The sequence below is a fragment of the Achromobacter sp. EB05 genome (assembly GCF_044232075.1).
Taxonomy (GTDB): domain Bacteria; phylum Pseudomonadota; class Gammaproteobacteria; order Burkholderiales; family Burkholderiaceae_B; genus Achromobacter; species Achromobacter dolens.
In genome coordinates this window covers 2,792,083-2,812,378 of the sequence record NZ_CP155917.1, presented here as the reverse complement: position 1 = coordinate 2,812,378, position 20,296 = coordinate 2,792,083, and the positions used below count along the sequence as shown (strand labels likewise).

17 protein-coding genes are annotated in these 20,296 nt (G+C 68.7%); 9 read left to right on the top strand and 8 right to left on the bottom strand.

Annotated elements, in window-relative coordinates:
• Position 1 precedes the first annotated feature (1 nt).
• Both AAID08_RS12980 and AAID08_RS12975 read right to left on the bottom strand, forming a co-directional pair.
• Positions 2 to 1,048 carry a TRAP transporter substrate-binding protein gene (locus tag AAID08_RS12980; protein ID WP_006388185.1) on the bottom strand — a complete coding sequence of 349 codons (1,047 nt, stop codon included), beginning with the start codon at positions 1,046 to 1,048 and terminating at the stop codon, positions 2 to 4.
• Between the two features lie 435 nt (positions 1,049 to 1,483).
• Positions 1,484 to 2,392, bottom strand: a complete 909-nt coding sequence (locus tag AAID08_RS12975) for a LysR family transcriptional regulator (protein WP_054416693.1) — start codon at positions 2,390 to 2,392, stop codon at positions 1,484 to 1,486.
• Between the two features lie 86 nt (positions 2,393 to 2,478).
• Here AAID08_RS12975 and AAID08_RS12970 point away from each other — a divergent pair, with 86 nt between their 5' ends.
• Positions 2,479 to 3,429 (top strand): DMT family transporter, encoded by a 951-nt coding sequence (locus AAID08_RS12970; protein ID WP_054502660.1) that lies wholly within the window; start codon positions 2,479 to 2,481, stop codon positions 3,427 to 3,429.
• Positions 3,430 to 3,529: 100 nt separating this feature from the next.
• Positions 3,530 to 4,726 carry an enoyl-ACP reductase FabV gene (gene fabV / locus AAID08_RS12965; RefSeq protein ID WP_054502877.1) on the top strand — a complete coding sequence of 399 codons (1,197 nt, stop codon included), beginning with the start codon at positions 3,530 to 3,532 and terminating at the stop codon, positions 4,724 to 4,726.
• Positions 4,727 to 4,819: 93 nt separating this feature from the next.
• On the opposite strand, the gene serB is transcribed toward fabV, so the two are convergent.
• Positions 4,820 to 5,554, bottom strand: a complete 735-nt coding sequence (gene serB / locus AAID08_RS12960; RefSeq protein WP_395757718.1) for a phosphoserine phosphatase SerB — start codon at positions 5,552 to 5,554, stop codon at positions 4,820 to 4,822.
• Positions 5,555 to 5,565: 11 nt separating this feature from the next.
• Entirely contained in the window at positions 5,566 to 6,468 is a 903-nt protein-coding gene (locus AAID08_RS12955; RefSeq protein WP_395757717.1) for a LysR substrate-binding domain-containing protein, read from the bottom strand.
• 243 nt (positions 6,469 to 6,711) lie between these two features.
• Here AAID08_RS12955 and AAID08_RS12950 point away from each other — a divergent pair, with 243 nt between their 5' ends.
• Genes AAID08_RS12950 through AAID08_RS12940 form a run of 3 tightly spaced genes read left to right on the top strand, consistent with a single transcriptional unit; the run spans position 6,712 to position 10,454 of the window.
• Positions 6,712 to 7,788, top strand: a complete 1,077-nt coding sequence (locus AAID08_RS12950; protein ID WP_054502663.1) for an ABC transporter ATP-binding protein — start codon at positions 6,712 to 6,714, stop codon at positions 7,786 to 7,788.
• A 13-nt stretch (positions 7,789 to 7,801) separates the two neighbouring features.
• Positions 7,802 to 9,448 carry an iron ABC transporter permease gene (locus AAID08_RS12945; protein WP_049073477.1) on the top strand — a complete coding sequence of 549 codons (1,647 nt, stop codon included), beginning with the start codon at positions 7,802 to 7,804 and terminating at the stop codon, positions 9,446 to 9,448.
• A gap of 22 nt (positions 9,449 to 9,470) precedes the next feature.
• On the top strand, positions 9,471 to 10,454 hold the full coding sequence (locus AAID08_RS12940) for an ABC transporter substrate-binding protein (RefSeq protein ID WP_395757716.1): 984 nt from the start codon (positions 9,471 to 9,473) through the stop codon (positions 10,452 to 10,454).
• A gap of 106 nt (positions 10,455 to 10,560) precedes the next feature.
• On the opposite strand, the gene AAID08_RS12935 is transcribed toward AAID08_RS12940, so the two are convergent.
• Positions 10,561 to 11,232, bottom strand: coding sequence for an ABC transporter ATP-binding protein (locus tag AAID08_RS12935; RefSeq protein WP_049073475.1), 672 nt, complete (start codon positions 11,230 to 11,232; stop codon positions 10,561 to 10,563).
• On the opposite strand from AAID08_RS12935, the gene AAID08_RS12930 reads away from it, so the two are divergent.
• A complete protein-coding gene (locus AAID08_RS12930) occupies positions 11,231 to 11,890 on the top strand; it encodes an arylesterase (protein ID WP_167517612.1) in 660 nt (219 codons plus the stop codon). The two genes, AAID08_RS12935 and AAID08_RS12930, sit on opposite strands and share 2 nt — an antisense overlap.
• A gap of 38 nt (positions 11,891 to 11,928) precedes the next feature.
• Here AAID08_RS12930 and AAID08_RS12925 read toward each other — a convergent pair whose 3' ends face one another.
• Positions 11,929 to 13,899, bottom strand: a complete 1,971-nt coding sequence (locus AAID08_RS12925; protein ID WP_054502666.1) for a SurA N-terminal domain-containing protein — start codon at positions 13,897 to 13,899, stop codon at positions 11,929 to 11,931.
• 335 nt (positions 13,900 to 14,234) lie between these two features.
• Here AAID08_RS12925 and AAID08_RS12920 point away from each other — a divergent pair, with 335 nt between their 5' ends.
• The 3 genes from AAID08_RS12920 (at position 14,235) to AAID08_RS12910 (ending at position 17,727) form a co-directional block, all read left to right on the top strand.
• Complete coding sequence (locus tag AAID08_RS12920; protein WP_175142398.1) at positions 14,235 to 15,530, top strand: M20/M25/M40 family metallo-hydrolase; 1,296 nt, start codon at positions 14,235 to 14,237, stop codon at positions 15,528 to 15,530.
• Between the two features lie 544 nt (positions 15,531 to 16,074).
• Positions 16,075 to 16,824, top strand: coding sequence for a glycerophosphodiester phosphodiesterase (ugpQ, locus tag AAID08_RS12915; protein WP_395757715.1), 750 nt, complete (start codon positions 16,075 to 16,077; stop codon positions 16,822 to 16,824).
• A 12-nt stretch (positions 16,825 to 16,836) separates the two neighbouring features.
• A complete protein-coding gene (locus AAID08_RS12910) occupies positions 16,837 to 17,727 on the top strand; it encodes a 23S rRNA (adenine(2030)-N(6))-methyltransferase RlmJ (protein WP_372413492.1) in 891 nt (296 codons plus the stop codon).
• An 85-nt stretch (positions 17,728 to 17,812) separates the two neighbouring features.
• Here AAID08_RS12910 and AAID08_RS12905 read toward each other — a convergent pair whose 3' ends face one another.
• Positions 17,813 to 18,499 (bottom strand): GntR family transcriptional regulator, encoded by a 687-nt coding sequence (locus tag AAID08_RS12905; RefSeq protein ID WP_395757714.1) that lies wholly within the window; start codon positions 18,497 to 18,499, stop codon positions 17,813 to 17,815.
• Complete coding sequence (gene hutH, locus AAID08_RS12900) at positions 18,496 to 20,160, bottom strand: histidine ammonia-lyase (protein WP_395757713.1); 1,665 nt, start codon at positions 20,158 to 20,160, stop codon at positions 18,496 to 18,498. The genes AAID08_RS12905 and hutH overlap by 4 nt, the downstream gene beginning before the upstream one ends.
• Positions 20,161 to 20,296 lie beyond the last annotated feature (136 nt).

Here is a 20,296-nt window from a genome sequence, read left to right as displayed (position 1 = left end):
CTTACTTGCTGGCGGTCACGCCCAGCGTCTTGCCGACGGTGGCGTTGAAGTCCTTGACGCACTGCGCCGAGCAACGCGCGGCCCACTTGGGCAGCACGGCTTCCTGCGTCACCTTCTTGAGCAGTTCGCGGTCGGCGTCCGAAGGCTGCACCAGCACCATCTTGCCCTTGACCGGGAACGGGCACGCGGCCGCGCCGGTGTTGCAGTCATAGCCTTCCTGGGTCTGGCGCGCCGCGGCATCCCAGATGTTGTCGACCAGCGTCTTGACGTTGGCCTGCAGGAAGGTGCGCACGTTGGGATCGAGCTTGTCCCAGGCCTTCTGGTTGACGGCGTGGATCTGCTGGTTCCAGTTGATCGGCAGCGCCACCAAATGGGTCGACACTTCGTACCACTTGGCCGAGTAGCCCGACAGCGAGCCGGTGATGGCGCAATCGACCACCTTGTTCTGCAGCGCCGGCACCACTTCGCCGAACGCCATGGTGACGCTGGAGCCGCCCAGCGCTTCCACGAATTCGGCGGTGGTGCGGCTGCTGGTGCGGACCTTCTTGCCCTTGATGTCGGCCAGGCCCTTGATCTCGGCGTTGCAGAACAGCACCTGCGCCGGATAGGTGGAGATGCCCAGCAGCTTGACGTTGCTGCCCTCGCCATAGAGGCGCGCGTAGACCGGCTCGAAGGCGTTGGTCACCTCGCGCGCCGTCTTCACGTCCGGCGCCAGGCCGGCCAGGTCGATGGCTTCGTTGATCGGGTTGTCGCTGGCGAAGTACGACAGCGTGGCGGTGCCGAACTCGACCACGCCGGTCGACATCAGGCGCAGCAGTTCCGGGCCCTTCAGGCCCATTTCATTGAAGCCCTTGATGTCCGCGGTGACCTGGCCCTTGGATGCTTCCGGAATGGTCTTGGTCCAGAACGGCTTTTCGTAATCGTTGTAGGCGGTCAGGTTGGACAGGCCGCCCACCACCTTCAAATGGGTCTTGGGCAGGTCTTGCGCCTGGGCGGCGCCGGCCAACAGGCTGGCGGCGACGGCGGCGAGAGCGAGCGACTTCTTCATGGAACAAACTCCTGGCTGGCGGGATGGTCTGGCGCGCGCGGGTCCCCGTTACCTTGAGCGCGCGGGTAGGAATCGGAACGTCAGAGGAGCAAAGTTTTTCCCCCGCGCCTGTGTTTCCAGGCGATCTTCTTGATGTGCCGCCATTGCAGCGTCAGGGGCGCCGAGCGTCCAATCGTATGTTGCGATGTGGGGGTATAAATATTTCTTGGGTCTCGCCGGCGGGCCGCCCGGCGCCGGCCGCAGAGCCAGCAACCATGCGGCCTGGCGCGGGATCGCGGCGTCGGACGCGGGCGCGCCGCGAGCGCTTCGCATGACCGTCCGCGCGCGCGGCGCTGGGGAAAACACCTAGGCGCGCGCGCCCCGGCGGATCATGATGCGTGCCGTTGCCGGCGCGGCCCGGGGTCCGTGCGCGGCTTGCTTTTGCGCGGACAGGCCTTAGGACGACGCCACACCGTCGCCCGCCTGCGCGGCCACTTTCTGCGCCATCTGCGCGATCAGGCGCGCCGCATGGCTGTCGGGTCCCTGCACCCAGGTGGCCGTGAAACTCAATTCGGGCAGCGGGTCGGCGTCGACCCGCAGGATGCGCAGTTCGCCGCGCGCCAGTTCCTTGCCCAGGAACACCGGCGCGATCACGCTGGTGCCGATGCAGTCCTGCGTCATCCGCACCACCATCGACATCGAGGCGCTGCCGTACATGCGCGGCGACGCCACGCCGGCGCGCGTCAGCATGTCGCGCACCACACGATATGGCGCGCTATTGGACGGATAGGTGACGATGGGCAGGCGGCCGATGCGTTCCAGCGTCAAGGGCTCGGGGCCCAGTTCCAGCAGCGGACTGGCGACCCAGGCCAGCGGATAGGTGCACAGCGGCAGGTTCTCGACCCGCGCCTCCAGCACCGGCCCCATGAGGAAAGCCAGGTCGATCTGGCGCGACATCAGGTGCGAGCGCAGCACGTGGGTGGTGTCCACCTCGATCTCCAGCACCAGCGCCGGATACGCGGCGTGCACCAGCTCGATCAGCGTCGGCAGCCAGGTCTGCACGATGGTCTCGGCCACGCCGATGCGCACCGTGCCCGTCATGACGTTCTGCTCGCGCGCGGCCTCGAACATGTCGCGCCGCACTTGCAGCATGCGCTCGGCGTGCGACAGCAGTTCATGGCCCTTGGCGGTCAGCTTGACGCCGCGGGCGTCGCGCTCGAACAGGCGCACGCCAAGATCGGCCTCGAGCGAGGCGATGCGTTGCGATACCGCCGGCTGCGTGGTGTTGAGCTTGTCGGACGCGGCGCGGAAGCTGCCCAGCGTGGCGACCCAAAAGAATGTTTCTATATTGCGTAGTTCGATCATGAACCTTTCCCCTTGCCGCGATGAGCGTATCATGTCAGCCGCCCCGTGGCCCCTCCACGGCCCCATCGCGTACAAGGAGCCTGTCCATGTCCCCGGCCGATACCGGTCGCCCGCGTCCCGCCCCCAGCGGCCCGCTCGTCGGGATCCTGTTGCTGGTGCTGTCGATGTGGACGCTGTCCTGCCTGGACGCCAGCGGCAAATGGGTCATGAACGCGGGGGTGCCGCTGCTGGTGCTGTCGTGGTTCCGCTACGCCGTGCACCTGCTGCTGGTGCTGGCCCTGGTGCTGCCCACGCGCGGCATGGGCATCCTGCGCAGCAAAAAGCCGCGTGAACAGCTCCTGCGCGGCGGCTCGATGTTCCTGGCCACGCTGATGTTCTTCACCACGCTCAGCTACATTCCCCAGGCCGAAGCCACCGCCATCAACTTCCTGGCGCCCTTGCTGGTGCTGTCGCTGGCGCCGTGGATCCTGAAGGAGCCGGCGCGCATGTCGCGCTTCGTGGCCGCGGGCATCGCCTTCATCGGCGTCATCATCGTCATCCGCCCGGGCGGCGGCCTGCATCCGGTCGGCACCATTTTCGGGCTGCTGACGGCCTGTTGCTTCGCGGCCCAGTTCATCGCCACGCGCCGCGTCGCGGGCGACGATCCGTTCACCTCGCTGATCTGGAGCGGCGCGGTCGGCACCGGCTGCCTGACGCTGGCCCTGCCCTTCATCCTGCCGCCCGCCCTGCCGGTGCTGCAGGCGCTGACGCCGCTGGACTGGACGCTGCTGATCTCCACCGGGGTCACCGGCGGCCTGGGTCACCTGTTCCAGATCGCCGCCTATCGCCGCGCGCCGGCCTCGACCCTGGCGCCCTTCATCTACCTGCAGATCATCAGCGCCACCACGGTCGGCTGGCTGGTGTGGGACCACTTTCCGGATCCCCTGACCTGGCTCGGCATCGCCATCATCTGCGCCAGCGGCATCGGCATCGGCCTGGTGGAGTGGCGCCGCAGCCGCGTCCAGGCGGCCGCGCCGGCCGGCGCCAGCGCGCGCTGACACGCCCCGGGCGGCCGGCGGCCGCCCCGCCTCCCGTACAATGCCCGGCGCCGCCCGCCTGCGCGGGCCGTCTTCCCCGCATTTCCAGAACGAGGGCTCCATGATCATCAAACCCCGCGTGCGCGGCTTCATCTGCGTGACCACCCATCCCGTCGGCTGCGAAGCCAACGTCAAGAACCAGATCGACTACGTCCGCGCCCAGGGCCCGATCAGCGGTGGCCCCAAGCGCGTCCTGGTGATCGGCGCCTCCACCGGCTACGGCCTGGCGGCCCGAATCAGCGCCGCCTTCGCCTGTGGCGCCCAGACGCTGGGCGTGTTCTTCGAGCGCCCCGGCGAGGCCGCCAAGGCCGGCACCCCAGGCTGGTACAACAGCGCCGCCTTCGACAAGTTCGCCAGCGCCGAGGGCCTGTACGCCAGGAGCATCAACGGCGACGCCTTCTCCGACGCCATCAAGGCCCAGACCATCGCCGCCATCAGGCAGGACCTGGGCCAGGTCGACCAGGTCATCTACAGCCTGGCCGCGCCGCGCCGCACCCATCCGGTCAGCGGCACGGTGTTCAACTCGACCCTCAAGCCGGTCGGCCAGGCGGTCACGCTGCGCGGCCTGGATACCGACAAGGAAGTCATCAAGGAATCGGTGCTGGAACCGGCCACCCAGGAAGAGATCGACGCCACGGTGGCGGTCATGGGCGGCGAGGACTGGCAGATGTGGATCGACGCCCTGCTTGAGGCCGGCGTGCTGGCCGAGGGCGCCACCACCACCGCCTTCACCTACCTGGGCGAGAAGATCACCCACGACATCTACTGGAACGGCTCGATCGGCGCCGCCAAGAAAGACCTGGACCAGAAGGTGCTGGACATCCGCGCCAAGTTGGCCGCGCGCGGCGGCGACGCCCGCGTCTCGGTGCTGAAGGCGGTTGTGACCCAGGCCAGTTCGGCCATTCCGATGATGCCGCTGTATCTGTCGCTGCTGTTCAAGGTCATGAAGGAAAAAGGCACGCACGAGGGCTGCATCGAGCAGGTCTACGGCCTGTACCGCGACAGCCTGTGCGGCGCGGCGCCGATCCTGGACGACGAAGGCCGGTTGCGCGCGGACTACCTGGAACTGGACCCCGCCGTGCAGGCGCAGGTGCAGGCGCTGTGGCACCAGGTGACCGAGTCCAACCTGTATGAACTGACCGATTTCGCCGGCTACAAGCGCGATTTCCTGCGCCTGTTCGGGTTCGAGATCGATGGGGTCGATTACAACGCCGATGTCGACCCGGATGTGAAGATCCCCGGCCTGATCAGCGCCTGAGGCGGGTTCGGGTCCGCCGGGGGCCGCGTTCGCGCCTCGCTCACGCCTCTTTCACGCCCCCTCGCGCCTCGTTCGCGCCGCGGTGGCGGCCCGTCAGCGCCGCGCCTGCGCCTTGCCGGCGCTGAACAGCCGCAACAACTGGTTCAGCCCGCCCTGGTCGATCGCCACCCTGGCCTCGCGCCGCACCGCCGGCTTGGCGTGATACGCCACCGACAGCCCGGCGGTGCGCAGCATCGGCAGGTCGTTCGCGCCGTCGCCCACCGCGATGGCGCGCTCCGGTCCGACCCCCAGCGCCGCGCACACCTCCAGCAACTTGCGGCGCTTTTCCTCGCCGTCGCACAGGTCGCCCCACGCTTGCGGCAGCAGCCGCCCAGTCAGGCGGCCATCGACGATCTCCAGCACGTTGGCGCGCACGTCGTCCAGCCCCAGGCGCACGCGCAGCCGGTCGGTGAAGCAGGTGAAGCCGCCCGTCACCAGCAGGCAGAACAGGCCGGCGGCCTTGCAAGCCGCGATCAGCGTTTCCACGCCCGGGTTGAGCGCCAGGCGGTGTTCATACACCTCGTCCAGCGCCGCCGCCGGCATGCCGGCCAGCAGCGCCACGCGCTGCCGCAGGCTCTGCTTGTAGTCGACGATCTCTCCCTGCATCGCCGCCTCGGTCAGCGCGGCCACCTCGGCCTTTTTCCCCATCAGGTCGGCCATCTCATCCAGGGTCTCGATGGCGATCAGCGTCGAATCCATGTCGAAGGCGATGACCTTGTAGTCCGACAGTGTCAGCGGCGGCTCGATACCGCGCCAATGCAGGCCGGCGTCGCTCTGGAAATCTTGCATGGGCAATCCTTCTATTGCTCGGGTGGCGGATGACCGGCCTCGCGGCCCAGCCAGTCGATGAAATGGCGCGCCGCGGCCGGCGCGTCCGGGCGGAACAGCGCATGCACGCCGGCGTTGGGCAGGCGTGGCTGCAGGAACAGCGGCCGCAGCCGGTCGGCGCGCAGGTCGTCCTGCAGCAGGCACCACGGCGCCAGGGCAATACCCAGGTCGTTCATGGCGGCCTGCATGCACAGGAATTGATGGTCGAACACCGGCCCGGGCAGTTGCGCCGGCACGTCCACCCTGGCCAGCGCGAACCAGCGCGGCCAGTGGTCCATGCCGCCCGCGACCTTCAGCAAGGGGTGCCCCAGACAGTCGGCCGGCGTGGCCAGGCGGTTGCGCTCGATGAAGCGCGGCGACGCCACCGGCACGTGGAAGTCGTCCAGGCAGTGCACGCAGCTCATTTCGGCGTGCGCCACGAAGCCATGGCGGATCAGCACGTCGCCGCCGGCCTCGTCGCCGCGATCCAGGAACGAGCGCCCCTGCGTGGTCAGTTGCACGTCGATGCCCGGATGCAGCGCCTGGAACGCCGACAGCCGGGGAATCAGCCATTTCATGGTCAGCGACGGCGTGGCGCTGACGCGCAGCACGCCGCCATGGCCGGGCGAGCGCAGCTTGGCGGTGGCTGCCGCGATGCGCTCCAGGCTGGCCTGGACCTCGGGAAAATACGCCTGCGCGCACGGCAGCAGCGTGACGCCGCGGGCCTCGCGCGCGAACAGCGGCTGGCCGACGTAGTCTTCCAGGATGCGGATCTGCTGGCTGACCGCGCTATGCGTGATGCTCAGTTCGTCGGCCGCCGCCGTGAAACTGCGCAGGCGCGCCGCGGCCTCGAATACCCGCAGAGCTTTCAGCGGCGGCAGGCTCGGGCCCGCCATCTCAGGCGCCGTCCGCCCGTGCGCGCCCCTGGCGCAAGGCTTTGCTGCTAATACCCACGATTTCCCTTGTCGTCTGTTTTTTGCCGGCGCCGCGCGAGGCCGCGCCGTGGCTATGAGCCGCATTCTAGGGGATTGCGGCGCCGCCGACCTCTTAGAAAAACTAACGCCAGCCCTTAAAAAACACCGCTGGTGGCAGCGCGGCCGGGTTCCTATGATGCGTCCAATCCCAGGCAGGAACCTTTCATGGCATCGATCACCGTAGACGGCATCATCAAGACATTCGGCGGCCAGCAGGTGCTGCGCGACCTGTCGCTGCACATTCCCGACGGCGGGTTCTACACGCTGCTGGGCCCCAGCGGCTGCGGCAAGACCACCCTGCTGCGCTGCATTGCCGGCTTCTACGCGCCCGACGGCGGCCGCCTGCTGTTCGACCAGGACGACGTCACGCACGTGTCGGCGCACCGCCGCGACATCGGCATGGTGTTCCAGGACTACGCGCTCTTTCCCGACAAGACCGCCTTCGACAACGTCGCCTACGGCCTGCGCGCCCGCGGCGTGGCCCGCGCCGAGATCAAGCGCCGCGTCGACGAGGCGCTGGACAAGGTCGGCCTGGCGGCGCTGGCCGACCGCTACCCGGCGCAAATGAGCGGCGGCCAGCGCCAGCGCGTGGCGCTGGCGCGCGCCCTGGTGATCCGGCCGCGCGTGTTGCTGATGGACGAGCCGCTGTCGAACCTGGACGCCAAGATGCGCCTGCAGATGCGCGACGTCATCCTCGACCTGGTGCGCGAGGCCGGCATCACCACCGTGTTCGTCACCCATGACCAGGAAGAAGCCCTGGCCATGTCCGACCGCATCGCCATCATGGACCACGGCCGCATCGCCCAACTGGGCACGCCCGAGGAACTGTACGGCACGCCGGTCAACGCCTATGTGGCCGACTTCATCGGTTCGGCCAACGTGATCCCGGTGCCGGCGCGCGGCGGGCTGCCCGGCGCGCCGGCCGGCCACGTGCGCTACGAGCTGTGCGGCCTGGGTTTCGACGGCACGCTCGGCAGCGACACGCTGGCCGAACGCGCGGTGCTGATCGCCCGCCCCGAGGAACTGGCCCTGATGGCGCCGGCGCCCTACGTGCCCAACACGCTGCCCGGCAAGGTGCTGCGGCGCCAGTACCTGGGCTTCAAGACCGCCTACCGCATCGCGCTGCAGGACGGCTCGGAGATCCGCGTGGAGCTGCACGCGGGCAACATGGTGGCGCAGTTCCAGCCCGGCGAGGCCGTGCAGGTGCTGATTCCCGCCGACAGCCGCGTCGTCAACGCCTGAGGACCGCCACGCCATGAAAATCAAATGGTGGCCCTGGGGCATCCTGACGGCAATCAGCCTGGCGCTGCTGCTGTTCTTCGTGCTGTATCCGCTGGCGGTGCTGTTCAGCAACAGCGTCACCGGCCAGGACGGCGGTTTCTCGCTGGAGGGGTTCCGCGCCCTGCTGGCCGACTCGCAATACCTGGAGGCCTTCGGCAACACGCTGGTGCTGGGGCTGGTGGTGACCGCCTGCACCATCCTGGTGGGCGTGCCGTTCGCCTACATGGTGGCGCGCTACGACTTCCCGCTCAAGAACCTGGTGGCGATCCTGCCGGTGCTGACCATCGTCATTCCCGAGATCATCGTCGGCCAGTCTTGGCTGCTGGTGCTGGGCAACAACGGCATCCTGACCAACCTGCTGGGTGACGCGGGCATCTCGCTGCCGTCGTTCTACGGCTGGACCGGCATGGTGTTCTCGATGACACTGGTCTACTACACCTACATCTACCTGGGCGTGCTGGCCGCGTTGCGCGGCTTCGACGGCCAGTTGGAGGAAGCCGGCCTGAGCCTGGGCACGCCGCCGCTGCTGACCCAACTGCGGGTGCTGGTGCCGGTGCTGCTGCCGGCGGTGCTGGTGAACGCGCTGGTGGTGTTCACGCTGGTGGTCGGCAACTTCGCGCTGGCGATGCTGCTGGGCAGCCGCGTGCCGCTGCTGTCGGTGATGACCTACAACACCTTCGTCAGCGAAATGGGCGGCAGCCCGACGCTGCAGAGCGCCATGTCGGTGGTGTCGATCGCCATCGTCGCCATCGTGCTGTTCGTGCAGAAGCGCGTGGTCGAGCGCAAGGTCTACACCATGACCCAGGGCCGCGCGCCGGCGGCGCGCCGGGTGCGTTCGTGGCAGGCCATCCTGTACACCGGCGGCGTCGGCCTGGTGATCCTGCTGTCGCTGCTGCCGCTGATCGTGGTGTTCATCGCCGCCTTCACCAAGACCAGCGGGCCGGTGATGCACTGGGGCTCGTGGTCGCTGGCCAGCATGCAGCGCGCCCTGCACGGCGCGCCCGAGCCGATCCTGAATTCGCTCAAGTTCGCCTCGCTGGCCACGGTGACGGGCGTGGCCTTCGCGGTGCTGGTGAGTTATCTCACCATCAAGAAGCGCAGCGCCTTCACCCAGGTGCTGGACTACATCGTAGTGCTGCCGCTGACCATCTCCGGCACGGTGCTGGGCATCGCGCTGGTGCAGACCTTCAACACCGGCTGGCTGGTGCTGGCCGGCACCTCCGGCATCATGGTGCTGTGCTACGCGGTGCGGCGCCTGCCCTTCGCGGTGCGCAACGCCTCGTCGGTGCTGTTCAACATACCCGACTCGATCGAGGAAGCCTCGATCAGCCTGGGCGTATCGCCGCTGATGACCTTCTTCAAGGTCATCCTGCCGGCCATGAAGGCCTCCATCATCTCGGCCGCCATCCTGATGTGGCTGACCACGATTTCCGAGCTGTCGGCCTCGATCGTGGCCTACAGCGGCGGACTGGAGACCATGCCGATCGCCATCTTCCGCCAGGTCGACGGCGGCCGCCTGGGCATGGCCTCGGCTTACGGCGCGGCGCTGGTCACGGTGATCGTGCTGCCCATCATCGTGTCGGTCAAGGCATTCCGCATCAAGCTGTTCTCCGGCAAATAACCCGCATCCACAAAGGCTCACCATGCACCTCAAACACTTCCTGCAAACCGGCCTGCTGGCCGCCACCCTGGCCGCGGGCGCCGCGCAGGCGCAGAACGTGGTCCTGTACTCGTCCAACAACACCGAGACCATCGAGACCGCGCTCGACGCCGTCAAGAAGCAGTCGCCCAAGCTGAACGTGCAGCCGGTCACCGGCGGCACCGGCACCATGATGAAGCGCATCGAGGCCGAGTCCCAGAACCCGCGCGGCGACCTGTTCTGGAGCGGCGGCTTCGGCACGCTGGGCGCCTACCGCCAGCACCTGCAGCCCTACCGTCCGGCCGACATCGACAAGATCCCGGCCGAGTTCCGCGGCCCGGACGATCTGTGGGTCGGCACCAACGTGCACATCATGGTGCTGATGGTCAACGAGCGCCAGTTGAAGGGCCTGGCGGCGCCGGCCACCTGGTCCGACCTGATGCAGCCGCAATGGAAAGGCAAGTTCGCCATCACCGATCCGTCCAAGAGCGGCACCGCCTACATGCTGGTCTACGGCCTGTACAAGCAGTTCGGCCAGGAAGGCCTGGACAAGATCGCCGCCAACGCCGTGGTCACGGCCTCGTCCGGCACCACCTACAAGGGCGTGGCGGCCGGCGAGTACGCGGTCGGCATGACGCTGGAATACGCCGCCCAGGAATACGTGGCCGGCGGCCAGAAGGAGATCAAGCTGGTCTACCCGACCGAGGGCAGCTACCTGGCGCCGGAAGGCATGTTCATCATCAAGGGCGCCAAGAACCTGGAGGCCGCCAAGGCGCTGTACGACGGCCTGCTCAGCAAGGAGGCGCAGGAAGCGCAACTGGTGAAGAACTTCCGCCGCCCGACCCGCAGCGACATTGCGGTGGCCAGCCTGACCACCCTGCCCGACTTCAACAGCATCAAGATCTTCCCGGTGAGCCAGGACGCGGCCGCCAAGGAGTACGAAACCGTCGTCGCCGCCTGGAACCAGGCCGTGGCCAAGGCCAAGTAAGGTCCGCGCCAGAGGTTTGCGCCAAGCAAGAACGCCACCTTCGGGTGGCGTTTTCGTTTCAGGCTTGCGCCGCTGGCGCGGGCCGCAACGGCCGGTCGCATCCCGCCTACGCGGCCATGCGTCCCGCCGCCAGCACCACCTGCCGGCCGCAACGCGCCGCCAGTTGGGGATCGTGCGTCACCAGCACCAGCGTGGTGCCGTGCTCGCGGTGCAGGTCGAACATCAGGTCGATGACGGTGACGCCGGTGGCGGCGTCCAGGCTGCCCGTGGGTTCATCGGCGAACAGCAGGTCGGGCTGCACCACGAAGGCGCGCGCCAGCGACACGCGCTGCTGCTCGCCGCCGGACAGGGTGCGCGGATAATGATGCAGGCGCGCCCCCAGCCCGACGCGCTCGAGCATGGCCTGGGCCGCCTCGCGCGCCGGCTGGCCCGCCAGTTCCAGCGGCAGCATGACGTTTTCCAGCGCAGTCAGGTTCGGCAGCAACTGGAATGACTGGAACACGAACCCCACGTGATTGGCCCGCAGGCGCGCGCGGCCGTCCTCGTCCAGGGCGAACAGGTCCTGCCCGGCCAGGCGCACGCTGCCCGCGCTGGGAACATCCAGCCCGGCCAGCAGTCCCAACAGGGTGGACTTGCCCGACCCGGAGCTGCCGGTGATGGCCACGGCGCTGCCCGCCGCCACCGTAAAATCGATGTCTTCCAGGATAGACAGCGTCCCGCCGGCATCGGCCACCCGCTTGCCCAGCCCTTTCACCTCGATCGAATTCTTGCTATCCATGCGCCTGATTCCCCTGATTCGCCGTTCACTACTGATATCCACGCTGGCCACGGCCACCCTGATGGCGCCCGCCCACGCTCAGACCGCCCCGGCAGCCCAGGGTTCCGCGCAACGCACCGTGCTGGTGGTGGGCGACAGCCTAGCCGCCGAGTACGGCATCAAGCGCGGCACCGGCTGGGTGCCGCTGCTGTCCGCGCGGCTTTCCGAACAATACCCGAAGTACAAGGTCGTCAACGCCAGCATCAGCGGCGACACCACCAGCGGCGGCGTCGCCCGCCTGCCGGCGCTGCTGCGCCAGCACGAGCCGGCGGTGGTGGTGCTGGAGCTGGGCTCGAACGACGCCCTGCGCGGGCTGCCGCTGAACATGACGGAGCAGAACCTGCGCGCCATGGCGCAGGCGGCGCGTAAAGCCGAGGCCGAGGTGGTCATCGTCGGCATGCAGATCCCGCCCAACTACGGCCGCGACTACACCCAGCGCTTCGCCCAGGTGTTTCCCACCGTCGCCAAAGACGAAAACGCCCGGCTCGTGCCCTTCCTGATGGAAGGTATCGCAACGAACCGGGCGATGTTCCAGGCCGACGGCATCCATCCCAACGAGGACGCCCAGCCCCAACTGCTGGACAATGTGTGGCCGGCGCTGCGGCCCTTGCTGCAATGACGCGGGCCTGAGCGGCCCGCGACCTGCCGCGCGGCCGATCAGCCCGCCGCCTGCTGCGAGGCGTCGCCGCCGCGGATGGCGTCGGCGGCCGCCGGCAGCACCTGCACCTTGTATTCCTCGCGCAGCATGCGCACCAGCGCTTCGCTCTCGGCCTGGCCCCAGGCGCCCGCCAGTTGCTGCGCCAGGCGTTCCTTGTCTGCGGCCTCGACCGTGCCGGCCTCGACCTTCTCCAGGCGCACCAGCGTGTAATCGGCGCCCGACTGCACGCCGGTATAGGCCGGCAGCTTGGCGGCCGGCAGGCGCATCACGGCGTCCAGCACCGAGCGCGGCAGGTTCTTGGGATCCTGGCGCGACACCACCAGCGGACCGCCGAAGCCTTCCGGCGCGGCGGCCGGGTTGGCCTGGTCGGCCGCCAGCGCGGCTTCGCCGGCCTTCTTGGCGGCTTCGGCCGAACGCTCGTCCAGCAGCTTGGCGCGGATCGAATCGCTGACCTTCTCCAGCGCCGGCACGTGGGCCGGTTCCACGGCGGCCACGCGCACCGCCAACATGGTGTCCGGCGACAGCTCGATCACGCCGGAGTTCTGCTTTTCACGCAGCACGTCGGGCGAGAACAGCACCTGGCGCACGCGCGGGTTGTCCAGCAACGCCGCGTCCGGGCTGTCCACGGCGGAGCCCGGGCCGGCCTGGTCGGCGGGCAGCAGGCCTTCGCGCGTCACGCCCGAGGCGGTGCGCAGCTTCAGGCCGACCGCGTCGGCGGCCGGCTGCAGGCTGTCGCGCTGGTCATAGACCTGCTTGTTCAGTTGGCTGGCCATTTCCGAGAAACGCACGGCGGCCAGTTGCTTGCGCACTTCGGCGGTGATCTGGCTCTTGACCTCGGCCAGCGGCTTGATCGAGGCCGGCTGGATCTCGGTGACCTTGATGACGTGGAAGCCCGACGGGCTTTCGACCACGCCCGACACCTGGTCCTTGGACTGGCTGAAGATCGCCTTTTCCAGCGGGCCGGACAGCATGCCCGGCGCCAGCCAGCCCAGGTCGCCGCCATTGGCGGCCGAACCGGCGTCCTGCGAATTCTTGCGGGCCAGCTCGGCGAATTGCGCCGGGTCGGCGGCGGCCTGCGTGGCCAGAGCCTCGGCCTTGGCGCGGGCGGCCTTGCGCGCATCGTCCGAGGCGCCGGCCGGCACTTCGATCATGATGTGGCTGGCGCGGCGGCGCTCGGGCTGGCCGAAGCGGTTCTTGTTCTGCTCGTAGTACGAGGCCAGGTCCTCGTCCTTGACCTGCACACCCTCGGTGGCGGCGGCTTCGTTCAGCACCAGGTACTGCACCTGGACCTGCTCGGGAATCTGCAATTGCTGCTTGTTGGCGTCGTACCAGGCCTGGATGTCGGCCGGGGTGACCGTCACTTGCGAGCGGAAATCGGCGGCGGCGAAGCGGCGCAGTTGCACCGTGCGCTGCTGCGTCAGGGCGGTTTCGAGCGACGCCACCACTTCCGAAGGCGCGCTGGCCGACTGGCCGACCGGCTCGAGCACGCGGGCCACGGCCAGATCGCGGCGCAGGCCGGCTTCGAACGACGTCGGCGACATGCCCTGGGCCGCCAGCACCTGGCGGTAGCGCTCGGGCGAGAAGCGGCCGTTGTCCTGCACTTCCGGGATCGCGGCAATGGTATTGCGCAGCGTTTCGTCAGACACCGAGAAGCGGTTGTCCACGGCCACGTTCGCCAGCAAGCGCTGGTTGATGAGCTGGTTCAGCAGCGCTTCGCGCAGTTGCGGCGTGTCGATCACGGCCGGGTCGAACTGCGCGCCCAGGCGCTGCCGATATTGTTCAAGCTGGTTGCGGTGCGCCTGGTCGAACTCCGAGCGGGAAATGGGCTGGCCGGCGACCGTCGCCAGTTCCGGCTCCTTGCGCATGAAGCTCTCATAGCCCTGAATCCCGACGAGGAAGAAGGAAGGCACAATCAGAAGCAGCAGGATGAACTGCATCCAGCGCCGGTGGCTGCGAATAAATTCGAACATGGAATCCCTGTTGCCGCACTCGGGAGGAGACTTCCGCCCGGGCCGCACGAAAACGCATAAAAAAAGGCGAATCTCATTCGCCCTATTCCCATACCGGTCAAACCGGGTCAGCGGGCGGATTTTAGCATTTCTCATTCGTCCCGCAGCGTCTGCTTACATCGACCCGCCCGGCGCCCCCGCGCGCCCGACGACGAGGCTTGCCACCCCCACGGAAGCCGGCCCGGGTCAACCCGGGAAACCCCGGTTTTCGCCTTCCGCCCCCCCTCGTATCGTGACCTTCGGGCCGCCACGCCACGCCCGCCGTCTTCCTTCCTTTCTCACAGAGGTGACTTTCCATGCCGTTCCCGCTCTCACGTCCGCTCGTCCTGCGTGCCGCGCTCGCCCTGGGCTTCCTGGGCAGCGTCTCCTTCGCCGCGCTGGCCGCGCCCGTCGCCGCCGTGCATGAAGCCGCCGAGCAGCAGAAACAAGGCATGCTCGACACCATGCGCGACCTGGTCAACATCGAATCGGGCAGCAGGGACGTGGAAGGCGTCGAACGCATCGCCGCCCTCATCGGCGAACGCTTGAAGGCGCTGGGCGGCACCGTCGAGATCCTCCAGCCCACCGACATCTTCCGCCTGGACGACACGCCGGAGCGCGTCGGCCCCATGGTGCACGCCGAATTCAAGGGCAGCGGCCAGAAAAAGATCATGCTGATCGCGCACATGGACACCGTCTACCGCAACGGCATGCTCAAGGACCAGCCCTTCCGCATCGACGGCGACCGCGCCTACGGCCTGGGCATCGCCGATGACAAGCACGGCGTCGCCATCATCCTGCACACCGTGGCCCTGCTGCAAAAACTGGACTTCAAGGATTACGGCACCCTGACCGTGCTGATCAACGGCGACGAGGAAATCAGCTCGCCGGGCGCCCGCGCCACCATCACCCGGCTGGGCGCCGACCAGGACGCCGTCTTCTCCTTCGAAGGCGGCGGCGCCGAGGGCCGCCTGACCCTGGCCACCAGCGGCATCGGCGCCGCCTACCTGACCGTGCAGGGCAAGACCTCGCACGCCGGCGCCCGTCCCGAGGGCGGCGTCAACGCCCTGACCGAGCTGTCCCACCAGATCCTGCAACTGAAAGACCTGTCCAAGCCCGAGGAAGGCCTGAAACTGAATTGGACCGTGGCCCAGGCCGGCACCAACCGCAATGTCATCCCCGGCCAGGCGACCGCCCAGGCCGACGCCCGCGCCCTCAAGGTCGCCGACTTCGACGCGCTCGAACGCACCTTGCAGGAACGCATCCAGAAGAAACTGCTGCCCGAGGCCAAGGTCAGCGTCAAATTCGAAGTGCGCCGCCCGCCGCTGGAAGCCACCCCTGCCTCGCGCGCCCTCGCCAACCACGGCGTCGCCATCTACCAGGAACTCGGCCTGCCCATGAAAGTCATCGACCGCGCCAGCGGCGGCGGCACCGACGCCGCCTTCGCCGCCCTCAAGGCCCGCGGCCCCGTCATCGAAGGCATGGGCCTGAGCGGCTTCGGCGCCCACTCCAACGACGCCGAATACATCCAGATCCCCTCCATCGTCCCCCGCCTCTACCTGGCCGCCCGCATGATCATGGACGTCTCCCAGGACAAGGCCCCGATGAAATAAGCGCAAGGCGCCTGCGGCGGCCCCGCCCTCCCAACCCGCGGGCGCCGGACAGACGGCCCCAGCAAGCAGTCCCTCCGCCAGCAACTCCCCACCTCCCCCAGGAAGATGCGCCCACCGCAAGCACCCCCCACGTATGTCCGGCCAGGCCGCGCAGGGCGGCCTGGCCGGACGGGCGCCAGCAAATCTTTCAGCCCCCCAATCCTTCCCACAAAGCCCAAGCACACCGCCCGCCCCGGCGACGCCCCGAACTTTCCCACCACGAGCGGCTGCGGGGCCGTGGCGCGGGGCCGGGGCGTGTAGAGGCGCGCGCGACGGAATCCGAAGGAGCCGCAGGCGACAAGGATGAGGACGCGCTGTCCGGCGCGCAGGCGCCGGACAAGCCTCGTAGCCCCGGCCCCGCGCCACGGCCCCGCAGCCGCGCCAAAAGAACCGAACCCGCGACACAGGCACGAAGCCAGAACCCGCCCCCACACGACAGGAAAGGAACCCCCAGAACAGAGTATCCTTCCACCCTGTCCCAAAGAACCCCAAAAGCATCAAAGAAATGACCGCATCCCTCCCCACCTGGCCCTATTCCCGCCACATCGCCCACCGCGGCGGCGGCCGCCTGGCCCCGGAGAACACCCTCGCCGCCATGCACGTCGGCGCCGAACACGGCTTCACCATGTTCGAATACGACGTCAAGCTCAGCCGCGACAACGTCCTCGTCCTGATGCATGACGACGACGTCGACCGCACCTCCAACGGCCACGGTCCCGCCGCCGCCAAGACCTTCAGCGAACTGGCGCAACTGGACTTCGGGAGCTGGCACTCCGCCGCCTACGCCGGCGAACCCCTGCCCACCTTCGCCGCCGTGGCCCGCTACACCGTCGCCAACGGCATCGCCAGCAACGTCGAGATCAAGCCCTGCCCCGGCCGCGAAGCCGAAACTGGCGCCGCCGTCGCCCTGGCCGCCCGTGAACTCTGGAAAGGCGCCGCCGTGGCCCCGCTGCTGTCCTCCTTCGCCGAGGAAGCCCTGCAGGCCGCCAAGGACGCCGCGCCCGAACTGCCGCGCGCCCTGCTGGTCGAGAAGGTGCCCGCCGACTGGCTCGACCGCCTGGTCAAATACGACTGTGTCGCCCTGAACATCAACCAGAAGGACGCCACGCGCGAACTGATCGACGCCGTGCACGCCGCCGGCTACCGCATCGCCGCCTGGACCGTCAACGACCCCGAGCGCGCCCGCCTGCTGCTGGATTGGGGCATCGACGGCATCTTCACCGACGAACTGGCCGCCATCCGGCCGGCCGCCTGAGGCCCCCGCCCCGTGTTCAGCTATCGCCACGCCTTCCACGCCGGCAACCATGCCGACGTGCTCAAGCACGCCATCCTGGTCCACACCCTGGACTATTTCAACCGCAAGGACGCGCCCTACTGGGTCATCGACACCCACGCCGGCGCCGGCCTCTACAGCCTGGACAGCGACTGGGCTGCCAAGACCTCGGAGTTCGCCGACGGCATCGGCCGCCTGTGGGAACGCGACGACCTGCCGCCCCTGCTGGCCGACTACGTCGCCCGCATCCGCGCCTTCAACACCAACGGCCGCCTCAAGCGCTACCCCGGCTCGCCCTGGCTGACGCTGGACGCGCTGCGTCCGTCCGACCGCCTGCGGCTGTTCGAAATGCACCCGACCGAGATCGACACCCTGGTCGGCAACCTCGAACACATGGACCGCACCGCGCAGCGCCAGACCACCATCTACGGCGACGACGGCTTCGAAGGCGTCAAGGCCCTGCTGCCGCCGCCGACGCGCCGCGGCATGGTGCTGATCGACCCGTCCTATGAAGACAAGAACGACTACCGCCGCACGCTGATCACCGTCAAGGAATGCGTCAAGCGCTTCGCCACCGGCACCATCGCCGTCTGGTATCCGCTGGTGCAGCGCCGCGAGGCCAGCGAAATGGCGCGCCACTTCGAGAACCTCAAGGTCAAGAGCTGGTTGCACGCCACGTTGACGGTCAAGAAGGCCACCATCGACGGCTACGGCCTGCACGGCAGCGGCATGTTCCTGATCAACCCGCCGTGGACGCTGCACGACGGCCTCAAGCAGGCCATGCCCTACCTGGCGCGCGAACTCGGCCAGGACGAGCGCGCCGGCTTCACGCTGCAGTACCGCGAGAATCCGTTCCCCGTGCCGAAGAAGCAGTCGGACGACTGATTGCCGCCCGGCAGCGCATGAAAAAACCGGCCCCGCGTTGCACAACGCGGGGCCGGTTTTTTCATGCAGGGCGCACGCGGCCCGCTCAGGATTCGCCGACCACCGTCAGGCGCCAGATTTCCAGCCCGCGCACCAGGATCTCGCCCGCCTCCGCGATATGCGCCTCGAGCAGCCGGCAGGCCCGCTCGACCTCGCCATGGCGCACGGCGTCCAGCAGCTCCAGGTGCTCGCGCTGCGAGCCCGGATCCCATGCGACGCACGACGCCGTCACATGCATGTAGCGCGTGCGCGATTCATGCAGCATGTCGATCGTCGCCAATAGCCGCGGCATCGCGCACGGCCGGTACAGCGCCTCGTGGAAGGCGCGGTTGGCCGCCTCCCAGTCGCGCATGTCGCGCGCCTGGTCGCCCGCGTCGATCGCGGCCTGCGCCCGCGCCAGGTCGCCGGCGCTCATCGCCGCCATCGCATGGCGCAGCGCCAGCGATTCGAGCGCGCCGCGCATCCGCGTGATCTCCACGATCGACGCCTCGTCCAGCGAACTGACCCGCACGCCCTTGCGCGGCTCGCTCACCAGCAGTCCGCGCGCCTCCAAACGGCGGAACGCCTCGCGCACCGGCACATGGCTGGCGCCGAACTCCGCCGCCAGCGCGTCCTGACCCACCCGCTCGCCGGGCCGCAACTGGCCTGTGATGATGCGCTCGACCAGCGCGCGCGCGATGCGTCCAGGCAAGGTGTCGTCGTCGTCGCGGGAGGCGCCGTGGGCCAGGGTCATGCCGCCTCCCGCGCCTGCCAAAGCGGGCCGCAGGCGGATTGCGTGGCGGCGGCCAGACTGCCGTCCGCGACCTGGGCGCGCAATAGCGCGATGTCGTCATGGACCCAGCGGTCATCGCCAAGCATTGGCGGCACCACCGCCCGCACCGCGGACCAGGCCGCGGCCGTGCCCGCGCCGACCGGATAGGCGGCCAGATCGGGCTCGGCCAGATCCAGCGCCTGCGCGGCCAGCAGCAGCTCGACAGCCACCACCGCCTGGCTGTTCTGGACCACGGTGCGCGTGCGGCGCGCCGCGAAACACGAGTTGCTGATGTGGTCCTCGGTATTGCCCTTGGCGGGCAGGCTGGTGGCGCTGGCCGGGCCGCACAGGCCCATGTTTTCCAGCACCAGCCCCGTACCCATGCTCTGTGCCACCGAAAAGCCGGTATTGATGCCGGGGCGCTGCGCGATCAGGTTGGCCGGCAGGCCGAAATTGCAGGCCGGGTCGACCAACCGCGCGCTGCGACGGTCGCAGATCGCCGACAGGTCGGTCACCGCCAGCGCCAGCAGATCCATGGCCTGGGCGATGTATTGCCCATGGAAGTGGCCGCCCGAGACGATGGCGTAGCCCGCGTCTTCCGGGAAGATCAGCGGATTGTCGGTGGCGCTGTTCATTTCGGTCGCGAGGATGCCGTCGACGTAGTCCAGCGCGTCCAGCACCGGTCCGTAGACCTGCGGCACGCAGCGCAGCGAATAGACGTCCTGAATGCGCGGGGCCAGCGGCGGCGCGTGCGGCGTGCCCGCCTGCGCCGGATCCAGGCCGGGCGTCCCGCGCAGGCGCACCTGTCGGGCCGGCTCGGTGCAGCGCCGGCTGCCCGCCACCAACTGGCGAATCGCCGCGGCCACCCGCCGCTGGCCGCGATGCGGACGCGCCAGCATGACGCGGTCCTCGAAACACGACAATTCGCCGCGCAGCGCCTCCAGCGTCATGGCCATCGACAACGTCGCGCCGCCCAGCAGCTCGCGCGCGTCGTGCGCGGCCAGCACCGCGTAGGCGAGCGAGGCCGTCGCGCCGTTGATCAGCGCGGTCGCGTCCTTGGCCTGCACGTCCATCGTGGCGGCCATGCCGGCCTGTTCGAAGGCGTGCGCGGCCGGCATCACCTCGTTCCGGTAGGTGACGCGCGATTGCGGCAAGCCCATCAGGGCGCCGCTCATCAGGGCCAGGGGCGCCAGGTCGCCGCTGGCGCCGACGCTGCCCTTGGACGGCACCACCGGCGTGATGCCGTGGTTCAGCATGGCGATGAGCCGGTCGATGATCGCGACCCGCACGCCGGAATGATTGCTGGCGAAGGCGTTCACGCGCAACGCCATCATGGCCCGCACCACCTCGTCCGGCATCGGCTCGCCCGTGCCGGCCGAATGCGAACGCACCAGGCTGGCCTGGAATGTGGCGATCTCCGCCGGCGCGATGCGTTGGCTCTTGAGCGCCCCCACGCCGGTATTGAAGGCGTACATCAGCGGCGCGGCGTCGTTGAGCCAGTGCGATTCGATGTAGCCGCGCGTGGCGTCCAGCGCCTGGCGGGCGGCGTCGGCCAGGGCGACGGTGGCGCCGCCGCGCGCGATGGCAACGACGTCCTCGGCGCGCAAGTGCGCGCCGTCCAGCGAAATGACGGGAATGTTCATGGGCAGGGGCCTGGTCAATTTTTATAGATTATCTATAAAATTTCCTGACGTGACAAGAAATCCACGGTCCGTGCGAGGCCCCCTCTCTTCCCCGGCCCCCAGCCCCCGGCCCCAGCCCCCGGCCCCCAGCGCCAGT

Bases quoted from the DNA above. Each gene is read 5' to 3' on its own strand.
- AAID08_RS12950 (WP_054502663.1), top strand. From the start codon at position 6,712: ATGGCATCGATCACCGTAGACGGCATCATCAAGACATTCGGCGGCCAG.
- AAID08_RS12905 (WP_395757714.1), bottom strand. From the start codon at position 18,499: ATGACCCTGGCCCACGGCGCCTCCCGCGACGACGACGACACCTTGCCT.
- AAID08_RS12920 (WP_175142398.1), top strand. From the start codon at position 14,235: ATGCCGTTCCCGCTCTCACGTCCGCTCGTCCTGCGTGCCGCGCTCGCC.
- fabV (WP_054502877.1), top strand. From the start codon at position 3,530: ATGATCATCAAACCCCGCGTGCGCGGCTTCATCTGCGTGACCACCCAT.
- hutH (WP_395757713.1), bottom strand. From the start codon at position 20,160: ATGAACATTCCCGTCATTTCGCTGGACGGCGCGCACTTGCGCGCCGAG.
- AAID08_RS12930 (WP_167517612.1), top strand. From the start codon at position 11,231: ATGCGCCTGATTCCCCTGATTCGCCGTTCACTACTGATATCCACGCTG.
- AAID08_RS12970 (WP_054502660.1), top strand. From the start codon at position 2,479: ATGTCCCCGGCCGATACCGGTCGCCCGCGTCCCGCCCCCAGCGGCCCG.
- AAID08_RS12980 (WP_006388185.1), bottom strand. From the start codon at position 1,048: ATGAAGAAGTCGCTCGCTCTCGCCGCCGTCGCCGCCAGCCTGTTGGCC.
- ugpQ (WP_395757715.1), top strand. From the start codon at position 16,075: ATGACCGCATCCCTCCCCACCTGGCCCTATTCCCGCCACATCGCCCAC.
- AAID08_RS12925 (WP_054502666.1), bottom strand. From the start codon at position 13,899: ATGTTCGAATTTATTCGCAGCCACCGGCGCTGGATGCAGTTCATCCTG.
- AAID08_RS12955 (WP_395757717.1), bottom strand. From the start codon at position 6,468: ATGGCGGGCCCGAGCCTGCCGCCGCTGAAAGCTCTGCGGGTATTCGAG.
- AAID08_RS12940 (WP_395757716.1), top strand. From the start codon at position 9,471: ATGCACCTCAAACACTTCCTGCAAACCGGCCTGCTGGCCGCCACCCTG.
- AAID08_RS12975 (WP_054416693.1), bottom strand. From the start codon at position 2,392: ATGATCGAACTACGCAATATAGAAACATTCTTTTGGGTCGCCACGCTG.
- serB (WP_395757718.1), bottom strand. From the start codon at position 5,554: ATGCAAGATTTCCAGAGCGACGCCGGCCTGCATTGGCGCGGTATCGAG.
- AAID08_RS12945 (WP_049073477.1), top strand. From the start codon at position 7,802: ATGAAAATCAAATGGTGGCCCTGGGGCATCCTGACGGCAATCAGCCTG.
- AAID08_RS12935 (WP_049073475.1), bottom strand. From the start codon at position 11,232: ATGGATAGCAAGAATTCGATCGAGGTGAAAGGGCTGGGCAAGCGGGTG.